Origin of the sequence: Paraburkholderia aromaticivorans, assembly GCF_012689525.1 — a bacterium.
GTDB lineage: Bacteria > Pseudomonadota > Gammaproteobacteria > Burkholderiales > Burkholderiaceae > Paraburkholderia > Paraburkholderia aromaticivorans_A.
This window is the reverse complement of record NZ_CP051515.1, coordinates 451,407-465,007: the sequence shown is the minus strand read 5'-3', so window position 1 is coordinate 465,007 and position 13,601 is coordinate 451,407. Positions and strand designations below refer to the sequence as shown.

Annotated in this window: 14 protein-coding genes; 7 read left to right on the top strand and 7 right to left on the bottom strand. The window is 58.7% G+C overall.

All coding sequences use genetic code 11. The annotated features are described in order from the left end of the window. Positions 1 to 51 precede the first annotated feature (51 nt). The gene (locus HF916_RS13920; protein ID WP_168789524.1) at positions 52 to 594 is read right to left on the bottom strand and encodes a MarR family winged helix-turn-helix transcriptional regulator; all 543 of its coding nucleotides are present in this window, start codon (positions 592 to 594) and stop codon (positions 52 to 54) included. Positions 595 to 717: 123 nt separating this feature from the next. Here HF916_RS13920 and HF916_RS13915 point away from each other — a divergent pair, with 123 nt between their 5' ends. Then, positions 718 to 1,305, top strand: a complete 588-nt coding sequence (locus HF916_RS13915; protein WP_168789523.1) for a hypothetical protein — start codon at positions 718 to 720, stop codon at positions 1,303 to 1,305. 4 nt (positions 1,306 to 1,309) lie between these two features. Here HF916_RS13915 and HF916_RS13910 read toward each other — a convergent pair whose 3' ends face one another. Then, positions 1,310 to 1,891, bottom strand: coding sequence for a TIGR00730 family Rossman fold protein (locus HF916_RS13910; protein WP_168789522.1), 582 nt, complete (start codon positions 1,889 to 1,891; stop codon positions 1,310 to 1,312). A gap of 259 nt (positions 1,892 to 2,150) precedes the next feature. Between HF916_RS13910 and HF916_RS13905 the strand changes: the two genes are divergently transcribed. From HF916_RS13905 to HF916_RS13895, 3 genes are all read left to right on the top strand, one after another. After that, on the top strand, positions 2,151 to 3,572 hold the full coding sequence (locus tag HF916_RS13905) for a PLP-dependent aminotransferase family protein (protein WP_168789521.1): 1,422 nt from the start codon (positions 2,151 to 2,153) through the stop codon (positions 3,570 to 3,572). A gap of 123 nt (positions 3,573 to 3,695) precedes the next feature. After that, on the top strand, positions 3,696 to 4,151 hold the full coding sequence (locus tag HF916_RS13900) for a carboxymuconolactone decarboxylase family protein (RefSeq protein WP_168789520.1): 456 nt from the start codon (positions 3,696 to 3,698) through the stop codon (positions 4,149 to 4,151). A gap of 176 nt (positions 4,152 to 4,327) precedes the next feature. Further along, positions 4,328 to 4,648 (top strand): DMT family transporter, encoded by a 321-nt coding sequence (locus tag HF916_RS13895; protein WP_168789519.1) that lies wholly within the window; start codon positions 4,328 to 4,330, stop codon positions 4,646 to 4,648. A gap of 57 nt (positions 4,649 to 4,705) precedes the next feature. Here HF916_RS13895 and HF916_RS13890 read toward each other — a convergent pair whose 3' ends face one another. After that, a complete protein-coding gene (locus HF916_RS13890) occupies positions 4,706 to 5,809 on the bottom strand; it encodes a branched-chain amino acid ABC transporter substrate-binding protein (protein WP_240975640.1) in 1,104 nt (367 codons plus the stop codon). A gap of 117 nt (positions 5,810 to 5,926) precedes the next feature. Next, positions 5,927 to 7,423, bottom strand: coding sequence for an aldehyde dehydrogenase (locus HF916_RS13885; RefSeq protein ID WP_168789517.1), 1,497 nt, complete (start codon positions 7,421 to 7,423; stop codon positions 5,927 to 5,929). 373 nt (positions 7,424 to 7,796) lie between these two features. On the opposite strand from HF916_RS13885, the gene HF916_RS13880 reads away from it, so the two are divergent. Further along, positions 7,797 to 8,639: an IclR family transcriptional regulator gene (locus HF916_RS13880; protein ID WP_168789516.1), complete on the top strand. Its 843-nt coding sequence runs from the start codon at positions 7,797 to 7,799 to the stop codon at positions 8,637 to 8,639. Between the two features lie 75 nt (positions 8,640 to 8,714). Here HF916_RS13880 and HF916_RS13875 read toward each other — a convergent pair whose 3' ends face one another. Together HF916_RS13875 and HF916_RS13870 are read right to left on the bottom strand one after the other, a co-directional pair. Further along, a complete protein-coding gene (locus HF916_RS13875; RefSeq protein WP_168789515.1) occupies positions 8,715 to 9,845 on the bottom strand; it encodes a polyamine ABC transporter substrate-binding protein in 1,131 nt (376 codons plus the stop codon). A 75-nt stretch (positions 9,846 to 9,920) separates the two neighbouring features. Then, positions 9,921 to 11,084 (bottom strand): NAD(P)/FAD-dependent oxidoreductase, encoded by a 1,164-nt coding sequence (locus HF916_RS13870; RefSeq protein WP_240975639.1) that lies wholly within the window; start codon positions 11,082 to 11,084, stop codon positions 9,921 to 9,923. Between HF916_RS13870 and HF916_RS50900 the strand changes: the two genes are divergently transcribed. Then, positions 11,034 to 11,372: a hypothetical protein gene (locus HF916_RS50900; protein WP_240975662.1), complete on the top strand. Its 339-nt coding sequence runs from the start codon at positions 11,034 to 11,036 to the stop codon at positions 11,370 to 11,372. The genes HF916_RS13870 and HF916_RS50900 overlap by 51 nt on opposite strands. Positions 11,373 to 11,380: 8 nt before the next feature. Then, entirely contained in the window at positions 11,381 to 12,271 is an 891-nt protein-coding gene (locus tag HF916_RS13865) for a LysR substrate-binding domain-containing protein (RefSeq protein WP_168789514.1), read from the top strand. 31 nt (positions 12,272 to 12,302) lie between these two features. Here the strand turns inward: HF916_RS13865 and HF916_RS13860 are convergent, their stop codons facing one another. Next, entirely contained in the window at positions 12,303 to 13,598 is a 1,296-nt protein-coding gene (locus HF916_RS13860) for an NAD(P)/FAD-dependent oxidoreductase (protein ID WP_168789513.1), read from the bottom strand. Between the last annotated feature and the right edge of the window lie 3 nt (positions 13,599 to 13,601).

Here is a 13,601-nt window from a genome sequence, read left to right as displayed (position 1 = left end):
GAGGGCGCGCGCCGATTCGCTCCTTCATGCCAGACAGCGGTGGGCGAATCGCTAGCGTTTTTCCTGCCGCGCGATCAGGTGCGAAAGGTCGAGCGTGGCGCGATCGCCGTTGGCGACCAGTCGATCCACCACCGAACAGAGTACCTTGAACTCGGTTTTGGTCACGCCTTCGAACAGCACGTCGTTGATATGCTGCTGCTTGGCGGCCAGCTCTTTCAGCAACCTGGAACCCGCCGTGGTAACGGTCAGCCGCATCTTCCGTTTGTCTTCGGGATGGGACCGTTTGTCGATCAAGCCCAGTTTTTTGAGCTTGCCGGTTTCGATGGTAATGAACGCACCGCTCAAATGCAGGTGGTCCGCCAACTGGTTGACCGTGACGACATCGTCGTGCGAGAGCTGGGCGATCGCGATAAGCAACGAATACTGAATTCCCGTGAGGCCGATCAACGTGCCGAACCCATCCCGAACCGACAGTAAGCGCGCCGCGAACGGCAGCAACCCGTTCACCAGATGCCGAAACTCCGCGTCCGAGCCGTCGACCAGACAGGCTGGGTTTGTTACCGTCAGAACAACCTCTTCTTGACTCTTAGCCATAACCTCTCCACTCTGAGTGCCGCGCCTACTTTTACCTTTGGAAGGTAATTATACTTCAAAGGTTCGAGCGCTCCGCTCGGCTCGGCGCTCGCGGCTCCCTTCACTTCGATCCGAGGCAGATCCATGAATACTTCCCTCTCGTCTTCGTCCGTTCGGTCACTGCTTGAATGTTACCTTCGTGCCAAGGATTTGAATCAGCCGGAAGTGATATCCGAGTGCTTCTCGTCCGATGCGGAATTGACCTTTTCGATTGCAACCGACGATATCGATTTTCCCCGGCGCGTGCTCGGTGCCGCCGCGATCGCCAAAACGCTGGTGGCCGACTTCGGCGAACGCTTCGACCGATGCCGGACCTACTATGTCTGCGCGGAACCGCTGGTGGATGAAAGTCAGAACTGCTCGATGCCGTGGCTTGTCGTCATGCGGCAGAAGGAGACCGAGTCGTTGCGGATCGGAAAAGGGATGTATCGGTGGCGCTTCGGAGACGAGAGCGGCAACGCTGAGGATCGGATCGTCCAGCTACACATTCATATCGAACGCATGGACGCCGTGCCAGACCCGCGCGCGGAGAAGTTGAACGCGCTGCAAGGGTCCTTGCTTTATCCGTGGCTTCCGCCGGCAGAGCTACGGGCTAGGTTGGCAAGCTTCATCGCTACGTCTTCGGACGCTGAGTTCGCCGTTCCATTCAAACAGCCTGCCGTGTTTGACTGAGATGCTACAGCCACTTGGGCACATCGACACGTGCGTAGTTGTGAATTTTTTCGATCAGGGCGTTTGAGTCTGCATCCACGGATATCGAATGCCGATGTGCCGCCGGCAGGAATTTCGTGTTGACCATATGGTCGATAAACCCCAGAAACGCGGCAAAAAAACCGGCTGTGTTCAATAGACCCACTGGTTTGTCGATCTCCGAAAGTTGATTCATCGTCCACACCTCCATCAGTTCCTCAATGGTGCCGATGCCTCCTGGCAGGGCGATGAATGCATCGGCAAGCTCGACCATTCGTTCTTTCCGACTACGCAAGGTCTGCACGATTTCGTGGTGAGTCAGACCGGAATGCGACTGCCCACGCTGATGCAGGCTTTCGGTAATCACACCATGCACGTCGCCGCCGGCAGCCAAAGCGGCATCGGCGACAACGCCCATCAGACCTTTTGTCGTTGCGCCATAGACGACCGTTATTCCTGCTTTTCCCAAAGCCCGACCGAGTGCTCGCGCACCGTCAGCGAACTCGTCGACAGCGCCGTAGTTTGATCCACAGAACACGGCAATGATTTTGATTGAACGTATCGGCATATAGCATGAACTCCATTACGGTGACTGCAAAAGATTGCATTCAGATCCGGGGCCGCCCAACGCGCGGTGCTGCTTTGAAGCGAGACAGGCAATCATTCTACGAACCGCATGGTCCATCAAAAAGGTCCATGAATCGACATACAATTTGATCCATGATTCCGTTGGCTTGCTCATCCTCGTTCTAGATAACGTCGAACTGTCACTCCGGGTCATCGCGGCGCAATCCTTTTCCATTGTTTTGCAGAGTTGACCCGTCCCTATGCCCGTCGCCAAAAGCAGCAATATCTCGCCGTTGGATCCGACAGCGGCCGCCCCTTTTTATCGGCAGATCTACGATCGGTTTCGTGCCGCGATCGCCAGCGGGGTGTTGAAGCCAGGCGACCGGATACCCTCGGCACGTGCGCTGACCCAGGAACTGGGTTTGGCAAGAGGCACGATCGAGGCTGCTTATTCTTTGTTAGCCGCTGAGGGGTATATCCAGGCACGTGGCCAGGCGGGAACCATCGTGACGCCTGACCTCAAACCGCGAATGCCCGTCGCCAGCGCGATGCCACGGCCCGCTAGCAGCATGGCCGCGCCCAGTTTTCGTCCGGATTCGATCTGGCCGTTCCAGATGGGTTTGCCCGCTCTGGATGCCTTTCCTAGAAAAATCTGGGCACGCCTGGGCGCGCGATGTGTACGGGCCATGCAGCCATCGGACATGGTTCATCCGCCTGTATTTGGTGTGCCGGAACTGCGTGCCGAAATCGCGGCCTATCTTCAGGTGTCGCGTGGCATCAACTGCTCCCCTTCGCAGATATTCGTGACATCGGGATATCGTCATACCATCGAGTTGATTGCTCATGCGCTGCTGAAGGCAGGAGACCGCGTTTGGCTTGAAAACCCTGGCTATCCACCTACTCGCGAACTATTGGGAAATATGAATATCGCAGCCGTCCCGGTGCCTGTAGACCGGGACGGCATGGTCGTCGCCGAAGGACTCAAGCTGGCCCCACGGGCGCGTGCGGCGGTGGTCACGCCCGCGCATCAGAGTCCGCTATCCGTGTCTTTATCGTTGCCCCGGCGTCAGGCGTTGCTGGACTGGGCCGCACGGAATAACGCATGGATCATCGAAGACGACTACGACGGCGAGTACCGGTACGTTAGCCGTCCTCTGCCCGCTCTAAAAAGCCTCGACCGTGATGGACGCGTGCTCTATGCGGGCACGTTCAGCAAGGTGCTGCTTCCGAGTATCCGGCTTGCCTATCTTGTCGTGCCGGAAACGCAGGTCGAGAGGTTTGAGCAGATCATTCAAGCTTTTGCGGGCGGCAGCCCCGAGCTTACTCAGGCTATCGTCACAGCCTTTATCAAGGAAGGGCACTTCGCGCGCCATATCCAACGGATGCGGAAACTCTACGCAGAGCGTCGGGAAGCGACGGTTGCGGGCTTGGAAAGCGTGCTGGGGAAACACATGCGGATCGATGCGCAACCAGGAGGAATGCATTTGATCTTGCGATTGCAAGCTCGACGCTCAGATCGTCGGCTCGCCGCACGCTTGCGGGAAGACGGTCTATACGCGGAAGCATTGACGGACTGGACGATAGGCAGTGATGCTGCGTCAGCTTTGCTTTTGAGTTTCACAAATATCGATGCACAGAGTAGGGCCGAGAATCTCGGCAAACGCATTTTGAAGCTGATTTAACGCTGGCGGTAGCCGTCAGGCAAACATTCATGGCCTAGTACACAAGGTGGATCATGGCTCTTCTCGCATAGGCCAAGATGCCTCACGATGGAGTCTCTCAATCATCAAACAAAGGGATTCGTCATGAGCCACCGTATCGACTACGCCAAAGCTTCGCCTGAAGGTTACAAGGCCTTCGGAGGCGTGTACGTCACACTTCAAAAGTCCGGCCTTTCACAAGAGCTCGTCGATCTTGTGTATCTACGTGTTTCGCAAATCAACGGCTGCGCATATTGCATCGATATGCATACTCGCGACCTGCTCAAACTCGGCGTGACGGTCGACAAGCTCGTACTCGTGCCCGTGTGGCGCGACTCGGGTGAAGTCTTCAGTAGCCGCGAGCGGGTCGCGCTTGCCTGGGCGGAAACCGTGACACGTATAGCCGAAACCCACGTTCCGGACGCCGACTATGAAGCCGCGACCGCGGAATTCAGCGACAAGGAACTCGCGGATATCACCTACGCGATCGGATTGATGAACGCCTTCAATCGATTGGGGATCACGTTCCGTACGCCCCCCGCTGCAGCTTCCAAAGCCTGAGCGCCGCAAGCGGACGCTTCACGCACGGAAATGTCTATTCGGTAGCGTTCGCTTCTTCGAGCAGTGGCCGGAGGTGAAGCTTTCCGGTCCACCTTTAAGTCAGTGGATCGAGCCGGATGCGGCTCCCACTTCGCCGGCCGCAACATCTGGCGATTCAACGAACGGATTTGTCACCCATGTCATGGGCATTACTCAGTATCGCCGGCATTCTCGAAATCGCATTCGCCTTTGGCATGAAGTGGTCTGAAGGTTTCACGCGATTGACACCCGCACTGTTCACGGTCGCCACCGGCCTGTCGAGTGTCTTTCTTCTTTCCATCTCGCTTCGTACGCTGCCAGTAGGAACCGGCTACGCGGTGTGGACCGGCATCGGAGCGGCGGGCACCGCGATACTGGGAATGATAGTGCTGGGCGACTCCGCTGCGCCGATGAGGGTGCTCTGCATTGTGTTTATTCTCGCAGGCGTTATCGGACTCAAGTTGGTTTCGGGAAACTGAAAGAGAGTGCCAACGGTCGGGCGACCGCCGGCATGCAATTGTCAATCCAGAATCACGTCACTCAGCGCCGATCATGGTCACCGGCACCCAGGCGCCCTTCTTGACCTGATACAGCGTCGATGTCGGATTCTTGAGATCGCCGCGCTGATCAAACGAGATCTTGCCGGTGATCCCCGAGTAGTGAATGTCTCGAATAGCAGGTATCACCTCTGCGGGCCTGGTGGATTTCGCCTGCATCATTGCCGTAATCGCGACCCAAGTGGCGTCGTAGGAGAAAGGCGAGTAGGTCAGGTTGTCCGTGCCGAATTTCTTCTTGTACTTTTCCGCGAAGCCTTTTCCGCCAGGCAACTGCTCCAAAGAACGTCCATATTCCCACGCGAGCGCGCCCTCCGCCGCATCGTTTCCGGCGATGTTCGTGAAAATCGTGTCCGCAATCGCGCCGCCACCGAGAAACTGCGTGCGCATCCCCAATTGCTTCATGCGCTTCACCAGCAAGCCTGCCTGATTGTCCACGCCGCCAAAGAAGAGCAGATCGGCATTCGCACGCTTGATATTCGTCAGCTGCGCGCTGAAGTCTACGGCCTTGTCGTTCGTGAACTCAGAAACAGCGATACTTCCCCCGGCCGCCTCGACGGCCTTCTTGAATTCTTCCGCCTCGCCTTGGCCAAACGCCGTTCTGTCGTCCATCACCGCGATGCGCTTCGCCTTGGTGACGTTGACCGCATACTTCCCCGCGTTTCCTGAATTCTGCGCGTCGGTCGGGATGATACGGAATACCGAACCGAAACCTTGCTGCGTGATAGCCGGATTGGTGGCGGTCGGATCGATCAGCGGAATACCCGCTGCGGCATAGACTTTCGAAGCCGGCAGAGTGACGCCCGAATTGTAGTGACCGATGACAATCGCGACGCCGTCGTCGACGAGTTTTTGCGCGACCTGCACGCCGATACGCGGATCACCCTGATCGTCGACGGAGTCGAGAACGAATTGCACGTCCTCGCCGTTGATCTTGAAGTGACGCTCGTTCGCTTCGTCGATCGCCATGCGTACACCATTCTCGATGTCCTTTCCGTTTGCGGCGCTACCACCTGTCAGCGGGTTCGATGCTCCAATCTTGACGACCTGCGTCGCGTTCGCGGATGGCAGGACAATCGCGATCATCGCACCGACAATGCTGACCTTTAAAAGAGTACGGTTCATAGAGAACGCACGCATATCGTCATCCTAAATAATTAGTGTAAATTGATATGAAAAATAATGCCTTCCCTCGCCATGCTGTCAGTCGACGCTGCTCAGATGAACCCATGTTGATTTCAAATCCGTGTACTTTTCCAGAGCATGAAGTGATTTATCGCGACCAAACCCGGATTGTTTAACGCCGCCAAATGGCACCGACATGTCGCCCTTGTCAAAACAGTTCACCCAGACGACTCCCGCCTTGAGCGCATTCGACACGTGGAAGGCATTGTTGATGTCTCTCGTCCACACGCCAGCGGCAAGTCCATACTGTGTTTCGTTTGCGAGCGCGATCGCGTCGGCCGTGGTGTCGAACTGAATAACCGAAAGCACCGGCCCGAAGATTTCTTCCTGCGCGATGCACATCGTGTTCGATACGGTGTCGAACACAGTCGGCTGAACAAAGTTTCCCTGAAGTCCGGCCAGACGCTCTCCACCCACACGAAGCTGCGCGCCCTCGGCTTTTCCTGCTTCGATATAGCTGAGAACACGTTCCAGTTGCGACCGGTCCACAATCGGCCCCATCTCGGTCGACGGATCCAGTGGATCACCCACCTTGATGGTCCGTGCAACCTGAAGCACGCGCTCTACAAACTCATCATGTATCTCCCGTTGCACCAGCAACCTGGACCCCGCATTGCACACCTCGCCCTGGTTATAAAAGATTCCCCAGGCTGCAGCGGTCGCCGCCGTATCCAGATCGGGTGCGTCCTTGAAGACGATGTTCGGCGACTTGCCACCGCATTCGAGCGACACACGTTTCATATTCGAGTCGCCGGCATATCGGAGAAATAGTTTTCCGACCTCGGTAGAACCCGTGAACGTGACGGCATCGACATCAGGATGCCGTCCCAACGCCTGTCCCGCTGTTTCGCCATATCCCGGCAGAACATTGAACACGCCATCCGGAATGCCGGCTTCGGACGCAAGTGCCGCTACTCGAAGCGCGGTCAACGGCGACTGCTCCGCGGGCTTCACGATGATGGAGTTCCCCGCGGCGAGAACCGGGCCGATCTTCCACGCCGCCATCAGGAGCGGGAAATTCCACGGCACGACGGCGGCAACGACACCAATCGGCTCGCGTTTGATGAGTGCCATCGTCGACGAATCGGTCGGCGCGATTTCCCCATAAACCTTGTCGATCGCTTCCCCGTACCAGCGGATCGCCTTCGCGGCGAGAGGGATGTCGACGGCGAGCGAGTCGCGAATGGGTTTGCCGACATCGAGCGATTCCAGCAGGGCGAGTTCTTCGCTGTGGCGATCAATCAGGTCCGCGAACCGGACAAGACGACGCCCTCGCTCTGCCGGCGACATGCGGGACCATACGCCGCTCTCGAACGCCGCGCGGGCGAATCTGACGGTGCGGTCCACGTCTGCCGCATCGCACGCGGCCACGTGTGCCAGAACGCGACCGGAAGCCGGGTCCACGCAATCGAACGTCTTGCCGGATGCCGCGGAACAATAGGACCCGTTGATGAACGCTTGCCCATTCACGGCTAGCGTCTGAGCTTGCTGGTGCCATTCGGCGACAGTTTTCATGACTTGCACTCCTGCCTCTATCAATATCAGGCGGTAAATGACGATTTCTCGGCTTCTTGCTTATCGACACATTACGACATCGATTCTTTTGTCGTATCGCTGTACGATATCTGTAACTCGCATAGCAATTTTATAAGCGTGCAAAATTTTGCTGTCAAGGCGCGAGGCCGGTGGGTAAACCCGTCTGCCCTGCCAATGAATGGTGGTTTTAGCGGCTTTATCGCGAGTATTAGCCATGCAAGCGGAGCGCGCCAGCGAACAGCCAAGTAAGATAGAATATTGGCAGGCTGCTTAAGAGTATCGACGTGCGATTCGCCAGACTGTCAGGACATGACGTTCGAACGCTCCATTCGCTAACCCACGAGTCAGAAAAATGAGTCCGGAAGAATCGCCTCTGTTTGTCCAATCGCTCGCGTCGGGCATCTCCGTACTGAACGTCTTCAACGGCGAACGGCAGATGATGAGCCTGCCGGAGATTGCTGCCGCTGCCGGCATCACGAAGAGCGCGGCGCAACGTTTCGCGTTCACGCTCGAAGCCGTCGGTCTCCTCGTGAAGGATCCCGTCACCAAGCGTTATGCGCTGTCGTCGCGCAACATCGACGTGGGCTATCACTACCTTCAGTCGCATCCGCTGCTGGAGCGCGCGAATCCCTATCTGCTCGAACTCAACCGCGCGTCTCGGGAGACCGTGAATCTCGCGGAGCCAGCCGGTTTGGAGATGATTCACATCGCGCGGTTTCCGAGTCCGGTACGCAGCATGGTGCATATGCCTGTGGGACGGCGTCTGCCCATTTACTGTTCGTCGTCGGGAAGAGCCTATCTCTCGGGTCTTCCGGAAGACAAAGCGCTCGAATTGATTCAGGCGTCGGATCGCGTTCGTTACACCCAGCAAACCGTGACCGATGTCGACGCACTGATGCAGCGGGTCGCACAAGCGCGGGAGCAGGGTTTTGCCGCGGTGGAAGGCGAGTACTACCGTGGCGATCTCGCGCTTTCGGTGCCCATTTTCGACCGCGGCGAGCGCCCGGTGGCTGCGGTCAATATCTCCGTCGCGGCGGCGAACTGGTCGTTGACGAAAGCTGTCGCCAAGTTCGTGCCGATGATGCTCGAAACGGCACGCCTGATTTCCACCACGCCGCCGACGCCGCTTTCGCTCGCGCCGTTTCGCATCGGCAGCGGCGCTGCCCGATCGGGCTCGTCGGACACACCGACCTGAACATCAACGCGTCTCGCCGGACCAATCTCCGGCGAGACGCGCAATACGCCAGTAGCGTCCTGCTGGCATTCACGCTCAATGAATATTCTTCAGCTGTGACCACAAGCGGTTTTCAAGCCGCAGAATTTCAGTCGGCTTCGGCTTCATCAGCGTCATCTTCTTGAACACATCGTCCGGCGGATAGACCGAGAGATCCTGCGCAATGGCAGGCGTGACGAACTTGCGCGCGGACGCGTTGGCTGTCGGGTAATACACTTCATTGGTGATTGCCGCGTTCACCTTCGGGTCTTCGATGTAATTGATCCACTTGAGCGCCGCCTCCGGGTGCGGCGCGTCCTTGGGAATCGCCATCATGTCGAACGCCACCAGACCGCCTTCCTTGACGTTCGAGAACTTGATATCGAACGGATGCTTGGCCTCGGCGCTGCGCCGATGCGCGATTCCCACGTCGCCAGCGAAGCCGATCGAGACACACACGTCGCTATTCGCAAGATCGTTGATATAGCCGGACGAGTTGAACTCGGTCACGTAGGGCCGCACTTTCTTGAGCATCTCGAAGGCGGCCTGGTAATCGGCCGGGTTGGTGCTATTCGGATCCTTGTGCATGTACTGAAGCGCCGCCGCGAATACATCGACCGATTCGTCGAGGAACGACACGCCGCATCCCTTCAGTTTGGCGAGATTGGTCGGATCGAATACCAGCGACCAGCTATCGACCGGCGCAGTGGCGTCCAGTGCTTTCTGCACCGCTTGCGCGTTGTAGCCGATACCGATGACTGCAAATGCCCAAGGCACGCCGTACTGGTTGCCAGGGTCCGCTCCCGCGACCATCTGCATGAGCGTCGGACTCAAATTCGCCAGATTCGGCAGCTTCGACTTGTCGAGCTTCTGATACACGCCTGCCTGAATCTGCGCGCCCATGTAGTTCGACGTCGGCACGACGATGTCGTAGCCAGAGCTGCCTGCGAGCAGCTTGGCTTGCAGCGTGTCGTTGCTGTCGTAGTTGTCGTATCGCACGTGAATGCCAGTCTGCTTCTGAAAATTCGGCACCGTGTCTTTCGCGATGTAGTCCGACCAGTTGTACACGTTCAATTCATTGTCGGCGGCACGGGCTGGCAATGCGGTCCATGCGGCGACCGCCGTCGCTATACAGGCGCTTGCAAGCATGGCGTGCCGCAAACGAGATCCAACACAGGAAACGCGCATCATGTTTTCCTCGGACAGGTTATCAATAGGGGAAGTGGTTGGTCACTCAGGCCGCGATCGAACGCGGCGACGGTATCAAGACTCAGTAGCCGCGCGATGAGCTTCGTATCGCAGACGCATGGAAGCGCCGATATCGAAGAACGGTCGCGGCGGGACCCAGCCTGGTTTCGCATTGTTCAGGACTGCGGTCAGTAACGACGACTGGCCTCCCGATGCCATTTCCGCAAGCAGTCGTCCCCACAGCGTGCCGCGTGCCACACCCGAACCGTTGCAGCCGGCCGCGGTATAGACACCGTGCTCGAGTTTCGCGAAGCGCGGCTCGCCGGATCGCGTTGCACTTAGATGGCCCGTCCAGGTGAATTGCAGATGCTCGTCGGTGACCCAAGGGAAGCGGCGCTGTAGTCCCTGGAGATGCGTAGCCCGACGAACCGCGAGTGAGTGCCCCGCAAGATCGCGATGGCGATATTCGACCGTGTTGCGAATCAGGAGACGTTTGTCGCGCGTCAGGCGTAGCGTGGCACCGGCAGCTCGGGTCGAAAGAACGCCCCATTCCGCCGCGTTGCCGAGTTGCGCCTGCTCGTTTTCGTTCAGCGGCCGACTGAGGGATGCGCTGAGTTCAAGAGGGAAGACGGCGCGGTCCGCCACTCCCACTCGTGGCAAAAACGCTCCCACGCAAACAATGACCTGATTGGCTTCAATGTCGCCGTTATTCGAATACGCGCGAATACCACCACCGCTCATCCGTTCGAGACTGGAGATCTCTGTGATCTCGTAGAGTGAAACATTTTCGGGCAACGCATCCAGCAACCCTTTCGCGTATTTTGCCGGCTGCAGTAGACCGTTACCGCCGCCGCACCATATCGCCGCCTGGTAGAAAGGCGAGCCCAGGCGCTGCGCCATCTCGCGGCTTCCCAGCAATTCCGCGTTTGCGCCTGCTTCACGCAGGGTTCGCACCTGGGCTTCCGCCTCCTCGAGTTTCGCCGGATCGTGGACAGCGAAGTAATAGCCGACGTCGCTGAGGTCGCACCGGATGCCTAAGGTCGCCACGCGTCGCCTTACCTCATCGCTCGCCGCTTTGCCGATCGCGGTCACGTCCAGATATTTCTCGTTCAGCGATCGACCGCTCAACTCATCGGAATCGGGGCGCTCGTACGCGACCACGAAACCGGAGTTACGTGCCGACGCACCTTGCGCCGCGCGCTGTCGATCGACCAGGACAATCCGCGACTGTGGATGCATTTCAGCCAGCGTGTGCGCCGCCGACAAGCCTGTAAAACCACCGCCGATCACCAGCCAATCCGCTCGCTGAGTTCCGCTCAGGACTGCTCGAACAGGCGAGACACCCGCCTGCGCAATCCAGCCGCATACATTTTCGATCAAGACATGTCTCCTACCTCGATGCGAGCAGCCATGATTTTTCTAAAGTATGAAAAATTGGCATCGTTGCCCGATAATTCGCGTGCTTTTGTGCAACTATATGGCGTGCTGAAAGCGTCTGCCATCGTTATTAATTCATTGAAGCATTAAAAAAACGCATGGATAAACTCTATCGTCCACCGGCTCTACAGGCCCTTCAGGCGCTCGCACTCGTGGCGGAGTCGTCCAGTTTCACCGAGGTGGCAGACAAACTGCATCTGACTCAAAGCGCGGTGAGCCGGAAGATTCAGCAGTTGGAAAGTCACTACGGTGCGCCGCTGCTCGTTCGCAACAGCCGTAACATGCAATTGACCGAGCACGGAAAAGCGGTCCTGGAAGTCGCCCGAAAGGTGCTCGGAGAACTGAGAGCGCTCGACGAGCAACTCACTCGGCGCGACAGGCCGTTCCGCATTCGTATATTCGTGTCGCTCGCGGTTCGCTGGCTATTGCCGCGCATGCTCGACTTTTATGCCCAATGCCCCGATCTGTCGCTGTCGATCGAGACTGTCGCTACGGAAGTGGTCGAAGCTTCGGGCGAGTGTGACGCCTATATCCTCTATCTCGCCGAAATGCCCGACGATCCGGCATTCCTGACACTATTCGAGGAGTTCCTCGTGCCGGTATGCGCGCCTTCCGCCGTCAACGGCAAAGAGCCGCCAACCTCGCTCGCGGAGTTGGCGGACCACACGCTCATTCACGGATCGACCGGCCATCACGAATGGACCGCCTGGCTGCAGGCGAACGGCGAGTCGGTTACAAACGGCTATAAGCACATCACCTTTAATCTGGACGAACTCGCGATGGATGCGGCGAGCCGTGGATTAGGTGTTGCCATGACGGACCTGACGTTGGCGCAGGACGCGATCAATCGCGGCACGCTGGTTGTTCCGTTCGGCACGCCTTTGAAAACCACCGGCGTCTATGTGCTTTGGCTGCAAACCGCTGGCGCCCTGCATCCGGCGCGCGAACGCATTCTGCAATGGTTCGCGCGACATTCCGTGCGAACGTAAATCCAGTTCGCCCTGCCTCGCGCTTCAAAGCTCAGGCCGGATAGCCCAACGTATCACGCAGACGATACCAATTGATGGTCAGTGCCGCACCCACTTGCCGCGCCGGATAGAACGGCATGCGGTTCACCGGCGTTACCGGGAAGTCGAGTTGTGCGGGTCTCACGCCGCGCACCGCCTCCGACAGCACACGTCCAAGTGCCGTGCCCATTGCCACGCCGCGGCCGCAATAGCCGTAGGCAGTCCATAAGCGGTCGGCCAGTTGATGCACGCGCGGCAGATCATCCATCGTCATTCCGACGCGGCACGCCCAGCCATGGCTCCACGTCGCGCCTGCCAGTTCGGGGAAGCGCTCTTCGGCCGCGTTTCGCAATTGCGTGCGCGTGGCGTCGTCCAGTGAATCGGTGGAGCGGCCACGCCCGCCGATCACGAAACGGCCTTCCGGATCGATGCGGCAGTAGTACGTGATCTTGCGCGTCTCCGACACGCCCGCGCCTTTCGGCATCAAGCGTTCACGTAGTGCGTCGGGAAGCGGGTCGGTGGCAATCTGCGCGCTCGCAACCGTGACATACGACTGCGCGACCGCGGGCCACAGCGTTTCGGTGTACGAGTCGGTCGCCAGAATCGCGTGCTTCGCCGTCACCGCATGGCCGTTGACCGACAACGTTACGCCGGAAACACGCGGCGAAATCTCCGTTACCGGAGAACGCTCGTAGATCGATGCACCGAGTTCCGTGGCCGCCCGCGCCAGTCCGCGCGCATACGCCAGCGGATGCACTGCGCCTGCGCGTCGCTCCAGCAAGCCCGCTGGCCAGAACTGGGATCCGGACGCCTCACGCATTGTCTCGCGGTCCAGGTACTGGACATCGCCGCCATTCGCGTTAATGTCCGCGGCCCGCTTTTTCAGGTACTGCCCGGATGTCTCGGTGAACGCACCCTGTATCCAACCATCGCGCGACGGCGAGCAATCGATACGGTAACGGTCCACCAGATCGAACAGCATGTCGGCGTTGCCGTATCCAAACCTCATCATGCGCCGCGCCGTTTCGACACCGAAGCGCTGGATCATCGCGGACGGCGTCGGCTTGAAGCCCGGCACCACTTGCCCGCCGTTGCGCCCCGAGGCACGGTGCGCGACTTCGTAGGCCTCGAACAACGCCACTTTGACGCCGGCCTCGGCCAGGTGAAGCGCGGCCGACAAGCCGGTGAAGCCGCCGCCGATCACCGCAACGTCCACATCCAGCGGTCCCGCCAGCGCGGCGGATGCGGCGCGCGGCGCAGTCGTGGCCGCCCACAGCGTGCTGCGGAAAGAAAACAGATCAGTATTCATCGG

Excerpts from the sequence above, each read along its gene's own strand:
- HF916_RS13890 (WP_240975640.1), bottom strand. The coding sequence starts at position 5,809 with ATGATCGCGATTGTCCTGCCATCCGCGAACGCGACGCAGGTCGTCAAG.
- HF916_RS13880 (WP_168789516.1), top strand. The coding sequence starts at position 7,797 with ATGAGTCCGGAAGAATCGCCTCTGTTTGTCCAATCGCTCGCGTCGGGC.
- HF916_RS13915 (WP_168789523.1), top strand. The coding sequence starts at position 718 with ATGAATACTTCCCTCTCGTCTTCGTCCGTTCGGTCACTGCTTGAATGT.
- HF916_RS13865 (WP_168789514.1), top strand. The coding sequence starts at position 11,381 with ATGGATAAACTCTATCGTCCACCGGCTCTACAGGCCCTTCAGGCGCTC.
- HF916_RS13895 (WP_168789519.1), top strand. The coding sequence starts at position 4,328 with ATGTCATGGGCATTACTCAGTATCGCCGGCATTCTCGAAATCGCATTC.
- HF916_RS13870 (WP_240975639.1), bottom strand. The coding sequence starts at position 11,084 with ATGCATCCACAGTCGCGGATTGTCCTGGTCGATCGACAGCGCGCGGCG.
- HF916_RS13860 (WP_168789513.1), bottom strand. The coding sequence starts at position 13,598 with ATGAATACTGATCTGTTTTCTTTCCGCAGCACGCTGTGGGCGGCCACG.
- HF916_RS13905 (WP_168789521.1), top strand. The coding sequence starts at position 2,151 with ATGCCCGTCGCCAAAAGCAGCAATATCTCGCCGTTGGATCCGACAGCG.
- HF916_RS13910 (WP_168789522.1), bottom strand. The coding sequence starts at position 1,891 with ATGCCGATACGTTCAATCAAAATCATTGCCGTGTTCTGTGGATCAAAC.
- HF916_RS13885 (WP_168789517.1), bottom strand. The coding sequence starts at position 7,423 with ATGAAAACTGTCGCCGAATGGCACCAGCAAGCTCAGACGCTAGCCGTG.
- HF916_RS13875 (WP_168789515.1), bottom strand. The coding sequence starts at position 9,845 with ATGCGCGTTTCCTGTGTTGGATCTCGTTTGCGGCACGCCATGCTTGCA.
- HF916_RS13900 (WP_168789520.1), top strand. The coding sequence starts at position 3,696 with ATGAGCCACCGTATCGACTACGCCAAAGCTTCGCCTGAAGGTTACAAG.
- HF916_RS13920 (WP_168789524.1), bottom strand. The coding sequence starts at position 594 with ATGGCTAAGAGTCAAGAAGAGGTTGTTCTGACGGTAACAAACCCAGCC.